The sequence below is a fragment of the Pedobacter sp. Leaf41 genome (assembly GCF_001422545.1).
Lineage (GTDB): Bacteria > Bacteroidota > Bacteroidia > Sphingobacteriales > Sphingobacteriaceae > Pedobacter.
This window is the reverse complement of sequence record NZ_LMLE01000003.1, coordinates 19,974-40,781: the sequence shown is the minus strand read 5'-3', so window position 1 is coordinate 40,781 and position 20,808 is coordinate 19,974. Positions and strand designations below refer to the sequence as shown.

Below are 20,808 nucleotides of genomic sequence, written 5' to 3'. Positions count from 1 at the left end.
AATAATATCTTATCTATCTAGAATATTTCGTTGATTTTTTAGTAGATGTATTTCAAACTTTGTTGATTTATATCAATTTTTAGCCCACAACTAAGGGTTGTATGTCTGTATTAACCAATATATAGCGCCATAGCGTGAGTTAAAGATGTTTTTTTTAAACTCTTGATAACAGTCAAATATGGTTAGAAAACTGAAACCTAACTTAGTAAAGTGAAAAAATTACTCATCAATTATTTATGAAGAAAATCGGAATTTATGGATTTGGGCGGATTGGCCGTCAATTTATGCGGATTGCCCTGGAGCGATCGCTTTTTTCCCCCGTGGCATTTGCCGATATTAAAAACATTAAGACGCTTGAGGCCTTATTTAGTGTTGATACAAATTATGGATACTGGAAAAGACCATACAGAAGATTCAGCTTCTATTTTTGATGGACATCACATCATTTATCTCGACTCTTCTACCGGAGTTCCCGATTGGCAAGCGCTTGGTGTTGCACTTGTGGTGGATTGTTCGGGCAATGCGACCCGTCGGGAAGGTGCGCAGACACACCTTGATACAGGTGCGAAATATGTCCTTGTAAGTGCACCGAGTAAATCGTTGGCAGATTGTGAGGGAATAAATCTGGAAAGCTTCAATCCCGGGAAAGACCATATCATTAGCATGGGCAGCTGTACTACCAATGCGCTTGCTGCTCCCATTAAAGTAATCAGGGAGGCGTTCGGGATTGAGTATGGTTTATTTTCTACTGTTCATTCCTATACTAATTCCCAATCATTGACCGACCAGCCAATGTCAGATCTGAGAGATTGCTGGGCGGCTGCAGAAAATATGATCCCATCCTCTTCCGGAGCGGCAAAGGCACTCCAGTTCATTTGGCCAGATCTCAATGTCAGTGGAAAGGCTTACAGAATCCCTACCAGAACAGGTAGCATAGCAGAATTGAACCTGATCACAACTAAGCAATGTAGCGTACAAGAGGTAAATGAAGCCTTTCGCACTGCAAGCCTTCAGGGTGAACTTGTTGGGGTAATGGATGTGCTGGACGAGCAATGGATTTCCGCTCGCATCTTTGCTGATATGCATTCAGCTTTGATAGATTTGCCTCTAACTGCCAAGCAGGGCGAATTACTTTCTGTCGCTTCCTGGTATGATAATGAATGGGGTTTAGTAATAGGCTCACCGAAGTTGCGGCCTATATCGCCTCGAACATTTAGGAGAATTGCTTCCTTAAAAAGTTATCCTCCGCAGTCAATAACAATGCAGTAATCGTCTGTCAATAACAAAAACGTCAAGATATCATCAACTGGTTTGTAAGAGTTGCCTGCTTCGGAACCTGGTGGGCGACTCCAGGCAAACGCCTTTGTAAATAATCGATGAGGCACAGTGTATGGCGATACATTATTTGAGGGGGGGGTGACGCCTTCAGAAGAAAAGTTGTTAGCACATGGTAACGAACCGTTGAGGTCAGCAGAGAAAACTGAGATGGGTAAAAAGGTCTAAATCCACTTTATTTCAACAGGTATTTTTCATCGGGTTAGCTACAAAAAATCGAAGATATTTTACAGGTTTACTATAAAAAAAGAATAATGGATTGCTAACATCAGCACACCAAATTAATCGGTTCTTTGGACGAATTATAAATTAGCCATCAGATATTAAAGAAAATCAAGCAATGATTATGTTTGTCACATGTTGTCAAAAATTTGCCGTAAAGCGCCTTTTCGAGAATTCAACTCACATCATCTTGGAGATTAGAATCACATATGTGCGACGTGAGGACGCCAGTGCGGATTGTCAGTGGCTATATTTTGAAAATAAATCAGAAGCATTGATCAAGTTATGGCTAAAGTCGAGCGACTCTTCACCTGTTGTGGAAGAGCAATTTTTTGAGCAGGGATATTTAAAGTTTAATTGTCAACAGGCTACATTCATTGAAAAATTCAATTCAGCACAATATACTTTGGAACGAAAGCCATCGGAACAGTTGACTGAGCAGCTAGGTATATTGATCCATAATTATTTAAGTTAGCATAGTTCAAATACAGGAAACCGCCATCAAATATCCTTATCGGTATTCAAAATATAAGAAATCACCATATTTACTTCTTTGAAGCAAGTAATTCAATGTGCTAATTCACTTGTTGAATTTAAACATACCATCAATTTTCTCGTAGTAAGCACTTTCCGGATTTTAAAATTTTATTTTCTGAGCTCCGCCAACTAATTGAACTTCCTTACCATTCCATTTAAATACACCTGAAAGATTTGCTGGCAAGTCTACGTCGCCCTCTATTCCTTCGCCACTTCTTTTTAGGGAAAGGTTAATGATTCCAGCGGGGTGAGGCATATGAGCAATGACTTGCTTTAATTCACCTAAAGCCGGCTGAATCAATATTCGTTTAAATCCGGCATCAGCCGGCATAATCCCGCAAATGGTGGAGAGAAAATCATAGGTCGGGCTGGCACTCCAGGCATGGCAATCTGACCGTGTAGGATCCGGATTTTCCGCAAATGTGGTTAATCCGTTTTGCAACATCTCCCTCCATGGTTTCAGCTGAGCATAATATAAGTTTGCCATTCCAGCTTTCTTTAAAGCCTGGTTTAAGTAAAACCTATAGTAAAAGGTAGCCTGACTTAGCGTTGTATCCATCAAAACCTTGTTTAGTAAACCCTTTTCTTCTTCCGCGGGAACGGCGCCAGCCAACACAGCCATGATGCTGGCATGCTGACTAAAGCTATCTTTTAGCGGAGTATTGGCTACTACGCCTTTTTTTGAATCGAAACACAATTTGTATGATGCTGCTCCCAGACGTTCGGCAATTTCTATGTAATGCCTGGCCTGCTCATTTTTACCGTAGTGCTGAAATACCTTAGCTGCCTGCCTTAGGGTATAAACATATTGAAAAGTTATAATGGAGGAGTTTCCATCGTTTGCGCCATCAGGTACGCCAAAGTTGAATGCAGTGTTCCAATCGGTAAAATTCCACCATTTCATTGGCCCAAGCATTTGTTTTTTCTGATCGATCTGATTTTCATACCATTTTAAAACCTCTTCCATGGGCAACAGAAACTGTTCTAAAAAAGCTTCGTCATCACGATGCAGCCAGTAATCATGAATCATCGAAACCCAGTAAAGCGAGAATGGTGGAATCACCTGTAGCCTGTTACTTGGATACCTGCCCTGAGTAAGTCCTTCAGGAACTCTGGAATGGTAAAAATCCAGCAACGCCTTACGCATCAACCGGTCATCACCAGTTACATACAACGATATAAGTGCTTGAATGCGGGTATCTCCTTCGTATTGCAACTGTTCATAGTACGGGCAGTCGTAGTAGGTTTCTCCAGCACACAGTTCAGCGGTTCGCCACCCTACATTCCAAATATCCTGCAAAGATTCATCATTACTGGTAAAGCTCGCCACTGCTTTAAAAGGATAGCCGCTTTGCATACCATAGAAATCATTAATCACTAGCGGCTGTGCTTTGGTTATGATATCGAGTTGAACAAAGCGATAGGTTCGTAGCCATAGCGGCCTGAATAATCTTTTGTTTTCACCATCGGGATGGAAAATATCAAAGTTGCCAACAATTTCTTTACCTACAATATCATTTCGATTGCCCTTAATGCCGTTTTTAAAAAGCGCCTCTGCATAGGTAACCTTCACAGAAGAACCTTTTCCCTTGCTTAATATCAGTTCAGGGTAAGCAACAGTGTTGAAATTCTGATCGATCAAAATACTGACTTTGCTATTTGCAGGTATAGTTAATAAGGCTTTACCTTGCAGGAAATTATTTGAATTTTTTAGCCCTGATAATCGGGCAATCTTTCCAAAACGCTGTTGTTTCTCGGTGATTAACGGAATATTTCGCGGAGCCAAAGTCCATTGGTTATCTGTACCGTATCCTACCGTAACCGGGTTTGCAACTTGTAGGGGTTTTAACCAGTTTGCCGCATTGTATCCGGGCATTTCCCACCCCCAGGGGTATTTCCCGCCAATCACCTCATCACCCGGGCCAATCACCATGTAAGTTTTTAGCCGTTCTCCGTTATCAACAGAGCAAGGCCTATAAGCATTATTTTGAATTACTTTCCAACTCGAATTAGTATTGATTATGGATTCCTTCTTTGTATCACCCTGAAGCACAAATGCAGTCTGATTTGAGATTTGAGCTACAGGCGCAAGCGTACCCATGTTCCAAACCTGTGCAGCAATAACATTATGACCTGCTTTTAAATATGGAGCAATATCAATGCTTTCGAAATACCAATTGTACAAGTCGCCACGTGCAGGACCGCTACATATATCCCTTCCATTTACAAATAGGCGGTATCTGTTGTCGGCTGAAACATGAACAATAAATTTTTCGACAGGTTTATTCAAGGTAAAATCTTTGCGAAAATGATAAACGCCATAATCGCGTTGAGAGACGTTTGGACAGGTAATCCAATAGGCTGTCCACTGGTTCTTTAATAGCTCAGGATTGATCTGAACCTCTTGCGCTTTGGATAAAATGCCAAAGCAAACAAACGAAAGTAAGAAAAGCAGTTTTTTGAAAGAGACCATGTTAAATATTGTTTATTGGTAATCGCACAGGTATAACTGGGACTTAATCTTGGGCAATTTTTCGATTTTTGCGCCAACTTTACTGCTGTTTTTCACTTTTGATCTCAGTTGGAGATCAAAGGATTTCCAGTGCTCAAAATACTCGTTTAATTTTTTACCATCGACTTTTATGTTCCCTGATTCAGCAATTACGCCCTTCATTTCGCTGAATCCGGTTGTGAAATTATTAACGACAATGTTTCCCAGGCTTAGCCCCAACTTTTTATGGTTATAGATTCCGATCCATGGAATAAATGGTTTTCCAGAAAATGGGTTACTCGCTACGGTATTGTTGGCGATTTTAACATTTTTGGCACCATAGAAGGAGATGCCATGCCACATATTGGTTAAAACAACATTGTTTTCTACAGTCCAGTTTTCAAAAAAACCATCAAAGCAACCAATGCCCTGCATTCCAGTTTCCTGCGGAAAAGGCTGATCAGGATCAAGCTGACTGATGAAAATATTGTTCCTTAAAATTACATTTGACACTTTTCCCATTCCAACCTTTCCCTGTTCATCGGTGCTCCAGCTTTGAAAGCCATCATCATGATTGTTGTCAATTCCGTAAGAACCTGCAACCAGATTGAACTCAAATACTGAATCATCTGATAAACCTCTAATGCCATCATGAAGAAACCCGTAAATGATATTCCCACTGATCTGGGTTCTTATTGCCGTTTTTGCAACCACAATGCCAAAACTCACCTGCTTCAGGGTATTATTGATAAGCGAACAATCTGTACCCTCTACCCTTATTCCCAAACCTGCCCTGGTCAACATTTTTGATACCGACCAGTTATTCACGCAGCTATCTGTTGAGCTGATATCAAAATTTTCAATCAAAATAAAACTGGAATTCGCTTTAATGGCTACAAAATCCCGTTTTTCAAGCCGTCCGGTTTCATCAGGGCAAACCTTTAAGCCGTAGATTTTCCAATATTTCCCATTTGTAACCTGCAGACTATTAACCCGGGGAAATTGTCTTTCTCCTGGCAGAATCGTAATGGCTTGATTACCCTTTAAGTTGCCAGAAATAACCGGATTGCCATGATTGCCAGACAGCAAGATGATGCTATCTCCTGGCAGGAACTTCTTGTTGGCTAGGAATACCGAATCCAGCGTACTCCAGGGGGAGTCAAATGTCCCTGCGTTTGCCATGCTGCCATTTTTTGGGCTGCAATAGTATTTAGCAGCGAAACATTGGTTTAAGCAAAACACAGCAATAAACAGCCAGATGATCTTTTTCATAAACGAAACTATTTCAGTTGATTATAACTCATTAATTTGAGCCCCAGCTTATTGATTACCTCGTGTGCCCATTCCAATCTCTTACGGTCTTCTGCCCGTTCTTTATTTAAGGATGAAACCACATCTTCATCGTACATACCAAGATGGAATACCATTTCGAGTGTTTCATTCGATTTCATCACATTCAGCCGCTCCTCAATACTGTTCAGACTCTCTGAGGAGGCAATGAACATGTCGTCTGGCGCTTTAAGTTTAACCGTTGTTTCTTTGTATTTTCTAAAGGCCACCTTTTTTTCTATGCAAAAACCAGCAATATCATCATAATGATTTCTAAAAAGATGATCTTTATGAATATCGATATAATCTGGTTCGAGACCGAGTATATTTATAAATCTATTCCATTGATTGAGGCACAACTCCCTGATATCTATCTGATTGATGCCAATCTCCAGATGTAAACCTAGACTGATATTTTTCTCTTTCGCAAGTAATTTTAACATAAGCACCTGTTGCTGTTGCCTAAATAGATGTCCATCAACCATAATGGATACTGATGTGAGCAGATCAGACTGTAAAGCCCGTAGAATTTCTCTGTTGTATATTTTGCTTAACCCAAAATCGTCTGAAGTGAGAATGATGTTGCCCATGTATCGGTATAAGGATTTTTTATTGGATTAATTTTTCTTTGAAATGATTTGGTTTGAGTTCAACCAGCTGATAAGCCTTAAAAACCAGTCGTCGTTATTTGTTTTATTATTTAAGCCAAATCCATGGCCGCCTGCCTGATAAAGGTGCATTTCCGCAGGCACCTTTCTATTAATCAAAGCCTGATAAAATAAAATACTATGCTCAGCTTTGACCACCGGATCATCAGAGGCATGAAGGAGGAATGTTATTGGGGTGTTAGCAGTAACCTGCTTGTCGACAGAAAAAAAAGCCATTTTATCTTTTTTAAATTCAGGACCCAGCAGGTTTTTAGCTGAACTTGACTCTACACCAACTTCAAACGAAATTCGCGGATAGAGCAGCACCATAAAGTCAGGTCTAAGGTTAACCTTTAGCGGATTGGGCACATAAGACTGATCGAAATGAGTAGCCAGGGACGCAGCTAAATGTCCTCCGGCAGATGCGCCTACCACCCCTACCCTATTCTTATCCAAGTTCCATTTGGCAGACTGGCTTCTCACCAAAATCATTGCCTGTTGCGCATCCTGCAATGGCGCCATACTTTTATCGCTCATAATGGCATCATTAGGCAAGCGATATTTCACCACAAACGCCGTTATCCCAAATTCATTAAACCTTTTGGCTAATTCCTCTCCTTCATGTTCAATAGCCAATACCTGGTAACCCCCACCCGGCAAGATGATTACGGCAGCACCGTTCGCAGTTCCTTTGTCTGGCACAAAAACAGTCAGGCTTGGTTTGCTAACAAACGAAATATAGCGTTTTCCGTCATCGCCTCTGTGCTCCTTTTCCACATAACTGGCATCCGTTTTTGACCCGGGGATAGTAGCGTTATATAATAGAATCGTTTCCTGTGACCAAGCCATAAATACCATGACCAAACACAGCAATGATGTTATAGCAATTCTTTTTTTCATAAATTTTGATTTACGGTTGTTCCATCTGCAGGAAGATCAAACCTTAATTTTTTTCCACTTATCTGGATTTCCAGTTTTCCGCCAATTTTAAGTGGGTCACTTGCATATATCTTATCCGAATCGATTAAAATTAGACAGGCTCTGTCTACACTGATGATGCTTTTTGGAAGCTTTAAAGTATTTTTCTGATGGAATGAAGCCATCGTAATGCCATCACTGAAACTGATGGCCTGACAAGTACTGGTATTTTGCAGTATCTTCCAGTCTGGTCTGGCTAGTTTTTTTTGAACCTGATCTAAGGGCGTTATGCCATCAACCATATAGGCTGCAGATGTATTGTTTTGATGATGGAGCACTAATTTAAAAACTTTTTCTTCTCCTATATCCTTTGATCCTGATTTCGATAGGTCTGACCAGCTTCCTTTTACCCGCCCAACGCTCAGATCCATTAACCCTTGAGTTAATGGAATGTAAGTTAGACCATGGTGGTGTATCCATTTTACCGGCTCCATTACAGCGTTAGTGATAAGAATATTATCGACAGAATTTAAGAACATTAATCCCTGTATTCGGCTTTGCTCTAATGTGGTAAAGATGCTATCAGCAGATCCTCTTAAAGCGATGTCTGCAATTAAACAGAACACCCTACCCTTATGCATCGACCAAAATTTGCTTGCAGAAAGCTTCGAATCTGATCCTATCGTCTCAACGTCCATCACCACAACACCACTGCCATCCGCCTGCACCCCTCCCGCAAAATGTGATCGGGAAATACTTGTAGCAGATTCAAAATTTGTTACACCCGGCAATTTATTCCAGTCCCAAAACGGCATCAAATCAGTATATTCCTTTCCGTTTTTAATAAAATAAGTATTTCCTAAATTCAGGAAAGTACCCTTTTGGTTCTCACCGTTGATTCGTTCGGTTACTTCCGTTTTATTGGAAATGGTTTTGAGGAAAAAACTAAATTCAGGTTGCTGATAGGCAGCAAAATACGAAAAAGGGAAATATTTAAAGCCTTTTAAATGTTGCATACCGCCTTTTTGAAATTTAAGCATTGCATCCAAATCCAAGCTTCTGTATCCCCTATCGAGTTGAGATAAATAAGGGATCAACCTGGAAATATCCTGCTTTAAAAAACCTTTACGGCTTACTGCCCGATCAATACTGCCTGGGGTAAGGTAAATGCCACGCTCCATCCATTGCCACCCTTCTAGTAAAAAATCCTTCAGCACGACTATTTTTTCCACTGGGAATGCCCAGGGAGTTCCATTCAGTTCATAGGCCAACCTAATATTCTCTTTTAGAAAAGCAGCGCCATAGTGGTGGGTTTGCAACCTGCTACCATGTTGGTGATAACTAAAGTCAGGCCTTATGCCCTCGCCATTGCTGACCTTGATTTCCTTGGCCAGTAATTTGCTCGCCTGGATTATCAATGAGTCATTCTGGGTAAACAAACCATAATGCAGACTAAGATCGGCGCTCCAGGTTAAATTGGCACCGGTAAAATTCGGCTTTAGTTTAAACTGTCGCAAAACATTTAATGCTTTGGTACGCTGCTGGCCTTTCAGGAAATCCCCGTCCAATGTGATAATATCCCGCCAAAACTGCGGCACACCAATTTCGTTATACCACCAGTTTGGATTTCTGTAAACTGCGGTCATCCAATGATCCAGGGCCTTGGAAATGACCTTTCTTGCTGAATCATTCTGATAGAACGGACTTCCTCTTTTTTGATAGGCTACAGATATTTTTACCAACCGATCGAGGTGTTCAGTGGTTTTCCATGAGGATGAATTTTGATCTCTATAATCCACATCCCCCCATTTTCCACTCTCATCTACAGTGGCTAACCAGTTTTTTACGCTCTGAGTCGAAGTTGTATCTAAGTCAATTAAAAAAGCTTTGTACCTATTGATTACCTGATGATATGGCAGCTGACTCTGAGCTACTTGAAAGCCCAAAGTCAATACTACCAATAACCAACCAAGTTTAAATTTTTTCATTATTTAAGTTTTAAAAGCTCGGCACCAGCCATCAAAAACGCCCCGGAACCGTACTCCTGATTGTCCTCACTTTTTACTGCTTCAGGTTTCGATCCAATTTTCTGTACCCAGGTAAGTTTTCCCTCAGGCGTTACCTGAGCGTTCAGTCCCCTCCATCCCTTCAAAATGATGGGTAAGTATTCCTTTTTACTCAAATATCCATGATTGATTCCCCAGGTGAGGGCGAAAACATAAAATGCTGATCCACTGGTTTCCTTATTGGTATATTCTGCAGGATCAGCAAGGTTTGGTCGCCAAAGGCCATCTTCCTGTTGAATACCTGCTATTTTTTTTGCCATCTTCAAATACAAATCCTCGAATCTTTTATAGTTGGGATCCTCTTTTGGCAAATGCTCCAATACCTGAACCAAGCCTCCTAATACCCATCCATTGCCTCTGGACCAGAATATTTTCTTTCCATTAGGTGATCGGCGCTGAAAAAAGCTTTTATCCCTGTAGAACAGGTTTTCATCCTGATCAAAAAGGAAGTCGGTGGTATCCCACCACATTTTGCTCATAAACTCGTTGTATTTCTGGTTTCCGGTGGCTTCGGCCAATCGTACTAAAACTGGTGGAGACATAAAAAGGGCATCGCACCACCACCATTCTTCTCTGCCTGGCTTGGGGTTGCTGATTAGGGAATCATAAACACTTTTGGTATCCAAAATTGCTTTTGGATTTTTAGTGACGGCATAAATCCCCAGGTAGGTTTGCCCACGGGTATGATCATCGGCATGGCGATACCGTTCTGCTAATTTATAATTCAAACTTTCCGACCAGCGAACAGCCTCGTTGAAATAATTTTTATCTTTTGTGGTTTCGTAGGCACGAATAATTCCTGCATAAAATACGCCTCTTGCCCAATCGTCGTGATTTTTTGCATTGCCTACAACCGGATTGGCAATTTGCCAATTGAATACCTTTTGCATGGTCGTCTCAATAGATTTATGATCAAGCTCCGAGGTATTTTTCTTAAGGGAAGCACAAGCTGAAATTAATATCACTGCAATCAATAATACTGGAATGCCGATTTTCTTTAACATGTTTTTCAATTAGGGTTCAATGGTTAACTTAATCTGTTTGATGATCTGGCTACTCTCATCGCGACTTGCATTAGCGGCGATAAAAGTAACAGTATAAGTTCCAGGAACCGTGTACGCATAAGTGTAATTACTTAAATAAGTGGTTGCGGTTTTTAAACCAAGGCCGATGTCTGTGGAAACAGCGGCTAAATTAAAAGGCCTGCTGATTACCCAATCCTCGTTGTCTTCATTGATAGCATCTGTTCCCGTACCGTTAATGGTTATCTGACCTGTGGTCGGTACGCCCCAAACTACTGTTGGGTTTTTAATGTCTACACCAACCCATCCTACCTGACCAATAGCTGCAATAACGGAAGTTCTTCCCTCTGGCAAAACATTGTTTACGTTGAAAGTACGTAAGAACCAAGATGGCTGTTTAAGTGTAGGATGAAAATAACCCTGGTATTTAAAGGCCAGATACAATGGTTGATTGGCAGATTTAAAATCAGAGAGATCGATTGTTCCGGAGGCCGTATTATCCGTTCCCGTAGATAATGTAGCTCTTGAGGTAATATCTGTCCATGATGCAGCTGCAACGCCTGCAGCATCATATTTACCTGTAAAGTTGGTTGATGCCATAAGCCTTAATGTATTGGTTTCACCTGCATTTTGTAAGAGCGTAGTGAAATTAAGCTGAGGCAATCCCTCTGCTGTGGTTCTACTCCTGAAATCATAATTTTCGCCGGCAATGCCTCGGTAAACCGAAATCAAATCAGGATTTCCGGTAAATCTGAAATTCACTTCCTCACCCACTTTGTAAGTTGTTTTGTCTGTAACCACATCGAATTCAGGCGTCTCAACCGTTAACTTCTTGCAGCTAACAAGGGCAATCAAAGCGATAAGACCAATATATATGTTTTGTTTCATTTTTTCGTCGTTTAAAGGTTCACCTCGGCTTATAACCAACCTGGGTTTTGGGTTAGCAATCTGTTCAATGAGATTTCTGACAATGGAATTGGCAAGAGATTGTGCTTTTCAGAAATATTATCTCCCGGGCGTGATGCGTATTTGAATGCGGCAATATAACGCAAAGTTGCAACTGAAGCCGAATTTTTCATACGCTCTACAAATATACCCCATCTGATCAGGTCGCCCCTCCGAAGGCCTTCATAGCACAACTCACGCGACCTTTCATCAATAATAGTTGATTTGAATGCAGCTTGATTTGCTGTTTCGGCAGGAATCAAATCCGCATCTGTAGCAGTTGATAGTGTTACGGTCGCTGTGGCACCCGTGCCGGTAGTTCCAGCTATGGTAACTGTTGGTACTGAAGCGTAAAAAGATCCTGGTGTAACCACGGTTATGGCACTTACTCTACCGTTGGCTATTGCTGCAGTAGCTGTTGCCTGTGTGGTAAAACCACCTCCGTTAATCGTAACATTTGGAACTGTGGTATAGCCCGAACCACCGTTCACTACATTCACAGTGAACACATTGGTTCCATTTAAAACTTTACCTGCGCCACGTTGCCTTACCAGATTCACATAGTTTATACTCTCTGCATCCGGTCCCGAGATTTCATTTTGTGCCTCCGCGTACATCAGCAATACATCCGAATAACGCAACAGTGGGAAATTGGCACCGTTGTAATTTCTGTTTTTCGGTGTCAATAACTCATATTCCCTGCGCCATTTTCCAACACTTTTTGCTTCTGCAACGGTTTGAAAAACTTTGTTTTTGGTTGCTCCACTATAATAATAAGATCCGATGTTCCAGTCCCGGCGTAAATCCTGTGGTTTATAGATATCATACAATACACGGGTTCCGTTCCACTGGCCATAACTATTTCCAATTTCATCGTTTGTTCCAGCCAATCCGCCCAAAACGCCCAGCCTGCCTGTTTCATTCACGCCCGATTGCAATAAGTTACCTGTAAATTCAACTTCCCAAATGCCTTCCTTAATATCATATTTATCTTGCATATGGTTGATAAAAATCTGTTCATAGGAAGGATTTAGGCTATGAAGTCCAGAGTTGATTACCATTTTAGCCCACTTCGCGGCATCGGCATATTTGGTTTTATCATTTAACGGGTTTCCTGCCATTTTTAAACAAACGCGGGCCAGTATACCTTGAACTGCGCTTTTACTTACTCTACCTGCAAAATTGTAGGCGGTAATGGGTTTTACCAGCCCTTCAGCGGTAGTCATGTCAGATAATATTTGGGCATAGACTTCTTTCAGGGGCGTACGTGCTATTTCAGGATTGTTAACGGATTTTGTGGGTTCCAGGATCAATGGTACATCACCAAAATTGGAAGTCAGCAGATAATAATAATATGCCCTTAAAAAAAGTGCTTCCCCTCTTACCACGCTTCTGTTTGCTTCCGGCATAGAAGGTTTATCTATATTTGCCAATAGAATGTTCGCCCGCTCAATACCGGCATAAAGTGCTTTCCAGATTCCCGCAACAGAACTATTGTTGGAATCGTAGTTGTAAACCTGCACACCCAAGGTTGTGGTGGATTGCCTGTAAAAACTCTCATCGGTAGCCACTTCAAATTGCGACCATAAAATCTCTCCGTATAGGGCCGCGCTGCCCATAATATCATAAACCCCAACCAAAGCGGTATTGAGTTCTGTTTCGTTGTTGAAGTAATTTTCAGGGGATACGAAATCCTTTGGAAGCACCTCTAAATATTTTTTGCAAGAACTTATACTGAAGAGCAATACAAGTAAAAGCAGTGACAGTTTTGTTTTCATCGTTCTGACTTTATATTTTAAACTAAAAAGTTGCATTGATACCAAAAGTTAAAGTTCTGGCTCTGGGATATGCTGAATAATCAAATCCAGGCGTTAGGGTAGAATTTTTGACAGATACTTCTGGATCAGGGCCGCTGTAGCCGGTAATGGTAAAGATGTTCTGTGCCGATAAATAGGCTCTTAGTGATCTGATTTTAATGTTCTTTAAAACCGCTGATCCTAAACTATATCCCAGCGAAACTGTTTTCAACCTCAAATAAGAACCATCTTCAATCACTCTTGAAGAATAATAAGCAGGTCCTTGTCCGCCTACCCGATTGAGTGTATTGCTTGGATTGTCTGGCGTCCAACGGTCGGCATAGCTTGCATACTGATTCAATCCCACTGCTCCTGTTGCATTCCCTTCAAAAACCAATCTGTTTGCATTTACGATATCGTTTCCAGAAGACCATTGTAAAAACACGTTTAAATCGAAGTTTTTATAGTTGAAATTATTTGAGAAACCACCAACATGAATGGGATAAGCCCTACCGATCTGTGTTTGATCCAATGTATTCACCACACCATCACCGTTCAGATCCTTGTATTTGATATCTCCTGGCTGAACCGCTGTCCGGGCGCTTCCATTATTAACCACATCTGCCCTTAAAGAATATCTTCCATCCGGTAACTGATCAAAATCACTGAACTGATAAATCCCGTCGAAAACAAAACCATACATGGCCGCAATAGGATTGTTCAGTTTAGCCACATACAATGGAACGCCGGTATATCTTCTTTCCCAAACGATCGGCGTTTGCAGAGACTCCTGATTATCGGCCAGTCCGAGCAATTTGTTCTCATTGAAACTAATGTTGAAATTGGATGACCAGGTGAAATCTTTCGTTTTAATGTTTACCGTGTTCAATGTAAACTCCAAACCTTGGTTGCGCACTTTGCCAATATTTTTAAAAGCATTGGCATACCCTGTTGTGGTTGGTAAGCTTGCATTCAGTAACAAATCAAAAGTTGTTTTCCTGTAAGCATCAAAAGTAAACTGAATCCTATCTTGAAATAAAGATAGATCATAACCAATATTTGTGGTTGCAGTAGTTTCCCATTTTAAACCTGGATTGCCAATGGCCATGGGAATAATTCCTTTTACGATACTGTTGTTGAATGCATAAGCTGCCATCGGCTCGATGATGAAGGTGGAGTAGGTTGAAAAATCACCTATTCGGTTGTTTCCTGTCTCACCATAACTGATCCTTAATTTTGCATCGTTAATAAATTTAATATTTTTCATAAATGGCTCATCGCTCATTCTCCAGGCAAACGCTCCCGAAGTAAATACGCTCCATTTATTGTCATCCCTAAATTTTGATGATCCGTCTGCCCTGACCGTGGCGGTGAACAGATATCTGGATTTGTAATTATAGTTTACACGTGCCAAACCTGAAGCCAGTGTTGATCCTGTAGCGGTTGAAGTAATTGTTCTTGGTGTTCCTTCATCCAATCCATTAATTCCTAAACTCTCATTTGGAACTGCTACAGCGGTATAGCCATAACCCGTAGCATTGATTCCCTGTAAGGTAGCGCCCAAAAGTACGTTCAGGCTATGGTTTTTATTAAAACTATTGTTGTATGTCAACGTGTTTTCATTTACCCAGTTATTCACCTGACGATAAGCAATGCCTCCGTTCACGCCTGATGCGCCTAATGGACCAAACGGACTTCCGGAACGTGTGAGCGTATTGTTGAAACTTTCGCTTCTATTCTGGTTGTTATTCAAACCTCCAGTCACCCTCAGTTTCAACTTTGAGGTAATTGCGTAGTCAACGTAGGCGTTGGCAATAATACTGTTGTTTACGTTTTTGCGGTATTCGTTATTTACCGATGATATTGGATTGAAACGGTAATTTACAGTTTCGTCTATCTCTGGATCGAACAGTTCATTTAAAAGATCGGCATTGCTTCCACTAACTGGTCTGTAGCCCCAGACACTGTACATTAAATTGGTACTGGCATTGATTTGTGAGGTAGAAGATGATGGTGTGGTTCCAGTAATGTTGATACTGCTGTAGTTGGCATTGATTCCAATCTTGACTTTTGAATTTAGTTCCTGATCCAGCGTAACGCGACCCTGGTAACGGGAAAATCCTGAATTGATGATGACCCCTCCCTGACCCAGCGCTGAAGCTGAAACACTATAACGGGTTTTGGCAGTTCCACCGCTGATTGATATATTATTGCTATGCATTAATGCATCCCTATAGAGCTCATTTTGAAAATCGACACCCTGAACATTCCGATAAGATTCTAAATTTCGGCCGTTACTGAAATATACCGCGGCCGTGGTAATTGGATCAAGGTCGTTCTGCAGGCGGACAAATTCATATGGGCCCATCATTTCCTCCCTTTCAGACACCCGCTGTACAGCTACGTAACCATTATATTTTACAACAGGTTCGCCGATCGCACCTCGTTTAGTGGTAATCACGATTACGCCATTTGCTCCCCTTGATCCGTAAATAGCAGTGGACGAAGCATCTTTTAATACTGTGATGGTTTCAATCTCTTCAGGATTGATAACGTTGTTGTTGGGATTATCAATTGGAAATCCGTCAATTACATACAATGGCGTATTATCTTGTGTAACAGAGTTGTTCCCCCTAATGACGATGTTATTGGATATACCCGGCTGTCCTTCATTGGACGATACTTCTACCCCAGCCACACGACCCGCTAAAGCATCATCAAAAGATTTTACCGGTGCCTTTTGCATATCCGTGATATTTACCTGAGCCACTGAGCCTGTCAAATCTTGTTTTTTTACTGCCCCGTAACCAACAACTACAACATCATCGAGCCCCTGAGATAAACTGATTAACCGGACATTGATCTCGGTACGGGATCCGATCTGGATGGTTTGCGGTATATAGCCTACATACGACACTGATAGTGGACCAGCATTTGAATTTGGAATATTAAGGGAGAAATTACCATTTTGGTCACTAACCGTCCTGGCGTTGTCGCCAGCTTTGACGTTAACACCAGGTAACGATTCTCCGGTTTTTTCGTCTGTTATTTTTCCCTTAATTTGTCTTGTTTGAGCATCAGCATAATGAATGATCAATAGCGGAAATATTAACAATAATAGAAATTTTCTCATACGCGTTCAGGATTATGATTTGGTTATAATTTAAGGACCAACATAGATGGCCATTTTTCAATGCTATGATAAGAAGGAGTAAAGTGTCGAAACAACCAGAATCCAGACTTACAGTAACGGTTTATATCGGTTAAATTTTATAATATAAAATATGATTTTACATTATTACATAAAATTATAGATATTTTTTAAATAAGCAAATTTTTTTCTATTTTTTTGAAACCCAAAAGTGAATTAATCTAATCCAATCGGCAAAAAAAAACCCATCGGTTTAGGATGGGTGATCAAGCTGAAATGATGTAGCCTAAATTAGATTTAGCTTTTCATTTATTGATTTACCAGTTTTAATAATGGATTGCAAAATCCGTTCGTGCCCCAACATATCATATCTGTAAGTTGGCATATACATACCCAAGCAGGCTATAATTTTCTCATCCTTAAACAATGGCACCGCCAATCCGACAATTTGGTTTACGCTGATTTGAATAGCATATCCAATCTCCCTTATTTTTGAGAGCTCTACAAAAAAAGAAGAAAGTGATTTTGCTTCACTCCATTCATCCGCCTTTGGCAGTCCAAATTTTTGTACAAATGCTTCCAGTTCAGAATCGCCCAGATAGGCTAGCATAATCCTCCCTGCCGCAGTATCATATGCTCTTTTTTCTGAGGCTGTCCGAGCCTGAACATCATGATCACTTTTCACCCTGAGAAGTACCAACCGGAGGTCATTCTGCAATACCGATAACTCCGAATTCTCATTTATCTCTGATGTCAAAAGCTCCATATCGGATCTGGAAACATCTATGAGTCCCTTACGGTATCCCTCATTTCCAGTAAGATTATATGCAGCAGATCCGAGAATATATCCCTTTTTGAATTCGGCCTTTTCAATGTACTTCCTGTTCATCATCGTTTTGATAATGTTCGAACAGGTTCCGGGATTAAGATTCAAGGCTTGTGAAATTTCTCCAAGAACCTTGGGTTTATCCGGCTCTCGGGCAATAAATTCCAATATATCAAAAGCCCTGTTAATTACTTGTATCATCGAAAGTTTTAAAGTGTAAAATCAAATATATAAAGTTTACATTATAAAATGTTTTTTTATCATGGAGAGTTGAAAACTTCAAGGTTACTGAACTCATTTTCTAACTCCGCGATTGAAATATGAACATCAGAATCAATCGACCAGAAAGAATTATTTCAGCTTATTTAGATGTAGTGTTACTTTTAAGGTATATTATCCGTAGCATTAACAAATATGATATCCGCAGAACTCATACCAACAAATTTTATCTGCTCCACAAAACTAGCCTACCCTTTAACTGATCAACTAATGAATTGGGTAGAGCAACTCCTTAATTCCTACCCAGCCATGCACTTCATAAACATTACTATCGCCAGCATACAAAAATAATCTCCACCCATCGCATAAATGGTATACCATAGTGACTGATGACCCAGCCACCAATTGATGTTTCGAGCGAAACTTCGAAACTTCCAAATGGCGTCTGCAGGCTAAGTAAATAAAAATATATCTCTCAGTTCTAAACTTATCAAAACAATCAATTAATCCTCTTCAATTCTGTATTGATCAGCAGAAAAGGAAATTGGTAGATGAAAATTACCTTGATTAAGGATTGTAGAACCTGCCAGATATCAATCTTCTTTCAGGGAAAACTGTGGCATCCTTTTAGTCCAAAAATATAGGGATAGCCAGTCCAAAACTGAGGACAGCAACAAAAAAACTTAATCAACTAAACCTGTCGATAAAAATGAAGATTTGCTAAACCGCCTCTCTGCTCCCCGCTACCGCATTAGCCTTCCAAAGAATAAAGCCCAACCTTCCGCAGCATTCAGCCACAAAATACTCAATATCAGCGGGCACATCATTCACGATACGGAAGCGAATTTTATACTTAGGATTATAACTGATATATACTACCAAATCATCTGAAGAAAATCCCCTACCCGAGAGTGGTTTAAAATGAACCTCCTGCAGATCCCTTGCCACCCTAACCAAACGTTCATTCATTACCTTCGCCAGGTTCTTCTCCGGCTTGAAATCAGTCTCCAATATGGCCAGTACAGTTACAGTCATGGCGCAAAAATAAATTCCTTTTTTAAATCTGCAAACCTGCAAAAGTAACCAGCTGAAAATGAACCAAAATAGTTTTTGCATAAAAAAATCAGCTCTTAAAAACATCAGTATCCATTTATTGACAGTAGGGTATTGCTTTTTAATGCTTGATTCCAATCTTTCTCCTATTGGTTAGCGGCAATAGGATGAATAATAATGAGCGACTCTTAAATCCTGACCAATAAAACTTGTAAAACACGCTAGTACCACTTCTTGGAAGTTTTTCTCTAGTTCTTCCATCAACGTACCCTGGGGTTCTCTTGCACAGAAAATCTTCGAATATGCATAAGTTTTCTTATAAGTTTCTAATCAAAGCGAATTGATGTTCAAGCTTTAGTGCTGGATTCAATTTAATATAATCGTTGATGGGAGTTTTTTTCATTTAAGCGATTCACTTGTGACAGACTTAAAATGCAGATTAATCTTACTGAGTTTGATCAGCCTTGCTGATAAATCATCAACCCTATCATCAAAAGTACCCACCGACTAAAGATTGGCGCAGGATGCATAGAGAGGATAGTTAAAGCTATTCCATTATTAATTAGAATTTGGTGCCACGTTCTATTTCTAAGTTGAGCTTCTAACTTAAAAAGGATTACATTACCATAAAATCAATGTTTTGTAGTTTTAGTTAGTCGGTATGAGAACCATAATTTTATTATTATCGTATGTTGCCATATGGATTTAAATAATAAAGCAGTTCCGAGTTTTATGGGAATGGATTCTGAGGAAATCAAAACAATAGAATATATCGCAGAAGGATTGACTTGCGCTGAGATTGGATTGAAATTAAAAGTTAAGACCAGTAGAATTGACAATATCCGAAAAAACCTAATATCAAAGACCCGAAGCAAAAACACAGCTTCGTTGATTTCGTTTGCCTACAAATACGGATTGTTGAAGCTATAACCTTGGGAAAACAGAAATAATCTCACTTAAAAACTCATTCCAGAAGGTAAAAATTATCGAAGCATCAATCCCATCCAAAATTTCCGCAATAAGGACAATCAATGGATGTTACCTTTAAAATATAGAATCCCGCTGCCGAAAGCAGATTTATAGGTCAGCCCTCTCCAGGAATTTGTCTATATTTTCTTGATGATCCCTTCACTAACAGCAAATGGCAATATCGATTTGCAGAAATCAGCGGCTTTGACAGCAAATCGCGGCCTACATCAAGATTTAATAATTCGCTAACACCATTGGGTATTTTAGAAATTAATTTTGCAAATCAAAACTTCTAAAATTCATGAAACAAAACTTAGTAATCATTGGCCTGCTGTTATCAGGTGCCGCCTTTTCACAACAGAAGCTTGACGTACAGGCACATCGCGGAGGTATGGCGCTGCTACCAGAGAACACGATTCCTGCCATGCTCAATGCGGTAAAACTAGGCTGCAAAACCTTGGAGCTTGATGTAGTCACCTCCCAGGACGGAAAGGTGGTGGTATCACATGATCCTTATATGTCTGCAGCTTTTATGAGCAAACCCGATGGTACTGAGGTGATCAAAAGCGAAGAAAAAAATCTGAGTATTTACCAGATGCCCTATGATACCGTAAAATCCTACAGCTCGGGACTGAGGCCCCATCCGATGTTTCCCAATCAGCAAAAACTAAAAACACACAAGCCCCTGCTTAGCGACTTGATCGACAGCGTTGAAAACTATGTCAAAAAAAACAAGCTTAAGCCTGTGTTTTATAACATCGAAACCAAATCATCCCCTATGGGAGACGGAAAATATCATCCTTTTCCAGACGTTTTCGTGGAAAAGCTGATGGCTGTGGTCAATCAAAAGAATATCCAAAACCGTTTGACCATTCAGTCTTTCGATGTGAGGACATTAAAGATCCTTCATCAGACATCGCCCAAAGTCAAGCTATCACTATTGGTCCAGGGAAAAATGAATCTAACCGAAGAACAGCTTAGAAAGTATGGACTTACTGAAAAAGAAGTTGCTGACTATTTTAAACAGATGAACGCTAAAAAAGGTGGGATGGAAGAAGAGCTCGCTAATCTGGGCTTCGTTCCCGATATTTACAGCCCTTATTTCAGTGGCGTGGATGAGCAAATGGTTCAAAAAGCCCATCAGAAAAAAATGCTGATATTGCCATGGACCGTGGATAAGGAAGAAGATATGATTTCATTGGCCAAAATGGGTGTCGACGGGATAATTACCAATAGCCCTGATATAATGATCCGCCTGTTTGGAGATTATCAAAAAAAGTAA

At 40.3% G+C, this 20,808-nt stretch carries 14 protein-coding genes; 3 read left to right on the top strand and 11 right to left on the bottom strand.

Annotation, left to right across the window (positions count from 1 at the left end):
* The first annotated feature begins 236 nt into the window (after positions 1–236).
* Entirely contained in the window at positions 237–431 is a 195-nt protein-coding gene (locus ASE92_RS21685) for a glyceraldehyde 3-phosphate dehydrogenase NAD-binding domain-containing protein (RefSeq protein WP_200926364.1), read from the top strand.
* Positions 385–1,269, top strand: coding sequence for a type I glyceraldehyde-3-phosphate dehydrogenase (locus ASE92_RS06890; protein WP_200926363.1), 885 nt, complete (start codon positions 385–387; stop codon positions 1,267–1,269). The genes ASE92_RS21685 and ASE92_RS06890 overlap by 47 nt, the downstream gene beginning before the upstream one ends.
* 925 nt (positions 1,270–2,194) lie before the next feature.
* Here the strand turns inward: ASE92_RS06890 and ASE92_RS06880 are convergent.
* From ASE92_RS06880 to ASE92_RS06830, 11 genes are all read right to left on the bottom strand, one after another.
* Positions 2,195–4,567 (bottom strand): alpha-L-rhamnosidase C-terminal domain-containing protein, encoded by a 2,373-nt coding sequence (locus ASE92_RS06880; RefSeq protein ID WP_056849382.1) that lies wholly within the window; start codon positions 4,565–4,567, stop codon positions 2,195–2,197.
* Positions 4,568–4,579: 12 nt separating this feature from the next.
* Positions 4,580–5,857, bottom strand: a complete 1,278-nt coding sequence (locus ASE92_RS06875; RefSeq protein WP_056849381.1) for a right-handed parallel beta-helix repeat-containing protein — start codon at positions 5,855–5,857, stop codon at positions 4,580–4,582.
* An 8-nt stretch (positions 5,858–5,865) separates the two neighbouring features.
* Complete coding sequence (locus ASE92_RS06870) at positions 5,866–6,504, bottom strand: ChbG/HpnK family deacetylase (protein ID WP_157255665.1); 639 nt, start codon at positions 6,502–6,504, stop codon at positions 5,866–5,868.
* A 27-nt stretch (positions 6,505–6,531) separates the two neighbouring features.
* Entirely contained in the window at positions 6,532–7,461 is a 930-nt protein-coding gene (locus ASE92_RS06865; RefSeq protein WP_157255664.1) for an alpha/beta hydrolase, read from the bottom strand.
* Positions 7,458–9,467, bottom strand: a complete 2,010-nt coding sequence (locus ASE92_RS06860) for a polysaccharide lyase family 8 super-sandwich domain-containing protein (protein WP_056849378.1) — start codon at positions 9,465–9,467, stop codon at positions 7,458–7,460. Before ASE92_RS06860 ends, ASE92_RS06865 begins: the two co-directional genes overlap by 4 nt.
* On the bottom strand, positions 9,467–10,549 hold the full coding sequence (locus ASE92_RS06855; protein ID WP_056849377.1) for a glycoside hydrolase family 105 protein: 1,083 nt from the start codon (positions 10,547–10,549) through the stop codon (positions 9,467–9,469). The genes ASE92_RS06860 and ASE92_RS06855 overlap by 1 nt, the downstream gene beginning before the upstream one ends.
* A gap of 9 nt (positions 10,550–10,558) precedes the next feature.
* Entirely contained in the window at positions 10,559–11,455 is an 897-nt protein-coding gene (locus ASE92_RS06850) for a DUF5017 domain-containing protein (protein ID WP_157255663.1), read from the bottom strand.
* Between the two features lie 29 nt (positions 11,456–11,484).
* Complete coding sequence (locus ASE92_RS06845) at positions 11,485–13,290, bottom strand: RagB/SusD family nutrient uptake outer membrane protein (RefSeq protein WP_056849387.1); 1,806 nt, start codon at positions 13,288–13,290, stop codon at positions 11,485–11,487.
* 22 nt (positions 13,291–13,312) lie between these two features.
* Entirely contained in the window at positions 13,313–16,441 is a 3,129-nt protein-coding gene (locus ASE92_RS06840; protein WP_056849375.1) for a TonB-dependent receptor, read from the bottom strand.
* Between the two features lie 304 nt (positions 16,442–16,745).
* Positions 16,746–17,486, bottom strand: coding sequence for an IclR family transcriptional regulator (locus ASE92_RS06835; protein WP_056849374.1), 741 nt, complete (start codon positions 17,484–17,486; stop codon positions 16,746–16,748).
* Between the two features lie 738 nt (positions 17,487–18,224).
* On the bottom strand, positions 18,225–18,620 hold the full coding sequence (locus tag ASE92_RS06830) for a hypothetical protein (RefSeq protein ID WP_235527310.1): 396 nt from the start codon (positions 18,618–18,620) through the stop codon (positions 18,225–18,227).
* A 1,207-nt stretch (positions 18,621–19,827) separates the two neighbouring features.
* Between ASE92_RS06830 and ASE92_RS06820 the strand changes: the two genes are divergently transcribed.
* The gene (locus tag ASE92_RS06820; RefSeq protein WP_056849372.1) at positions 19,828–20,808 is read left to right on the top strand and encodes a glycerophosphodiester phosphodiesterase family protein; all 981 of its coding nucleotides are present in this window, start codon (positions 19,828–19,830) and stop codon (positions 20,806–20,808) included.

Bases quoted from the DNA above. Each gene is read 5' to 3' on its own strand.
- ASE92_RS21685 (WP_200926364.1), top strand. From the start codon at position 237: ATGAAGAAAATCGGAATTTATGGATTTGGGCGGATTGGCCGTCAATTT.
- ASE92_RS06890 (WP_200926363.1), top strand. From the start codon at position 385: ATGGATACTGGAAAAGACCATACAGAAGATTCAGCTTCTATTTTTGAT.
- ASE92_RS06880 (WP_056849382.1), bottom strand. From the start codon at position 4,567: ATGGTCTCTTTCAAAAAACTGCTTTTCTTACTTTCGTTTGTTTGCTTT.
- ASE92_RS06875 (WP_056849381.1), bottom strand. From the start codon at position 5,857: ATGAAAAAGATCATCTGGCTGTTTATTGCTGTGTTTTGCTTAAACCAA.
- ASE92_RS06870 (WP_157255665.1), bottom strand. From the start codon at position 6,504: ATGGGCAACATCATTCTCACTTCAGACGATTTTGGGTTAAGCAAAATA.
- ASE92_RS06865 (WP_157255664.1), bottom strand. From the start codon at position 7,461: ATGAAAAAAAGAATTGCTATAACATCATTGCTGTGTTTGGTCATGGTA.
- ASE92_RS06860 (WP_056849378.1), bottom strand. From the start codon at position 9,467: ATGAAAAAATTTAAACTTGGTTGGTTATTGGTAGTATTGACTTTGGGC.
- ASE92_RS06855 (WP_056849377.1), bottom strand. From the start codon at position 10,549: ATGTTAAAGAAAATCGGCATTCCAGTATTATTGATTGCAGTGATATTA.
- ASE92_RS06850 (WP_157255663.1), bottom strand. From the start codon at position 11,455: ATGAAACAAAACATATATATTGGTCTTATCGCTTTGATTGCCCTTGTT.
- ASE92_RS06845 (WP_056849387.1), bottom strand. From the start codon at position 13,290: ATGAAAACAAAACTGTCACTGCTTTTACTTGTATTGCTCTTCAGTATA.
- ASE92_RS06840 (WP_056849375.1), bottom strand. From the start codon at position 16,441: ATGAGAAAATTTCTATTATTGTTAATATTTCCGCTATTGATCATTCAT.
- ASE92_RS06835 (WP_056849374.1), bottom strand. From the start codon at position 17,486: ATGATACAAGTAATTAACAGGGCTTTTGATATATTGGAATTTATTGCC.
- ASE92_RS06830 (WP_235527310.1), bottom strand. From the start codon at position 18,620: ATGCAAAAACTATTTTGGTTCATTTTCAGCTGGTTACTTTTGCAGGTT.
- ASE92_RS06820 (WP_056849372.1), top strand. From the start codon at position 19,828: ATGAAACAAAACTTAGTAATCATTGGCCTGCTGTTATCAGGTGCCGCC.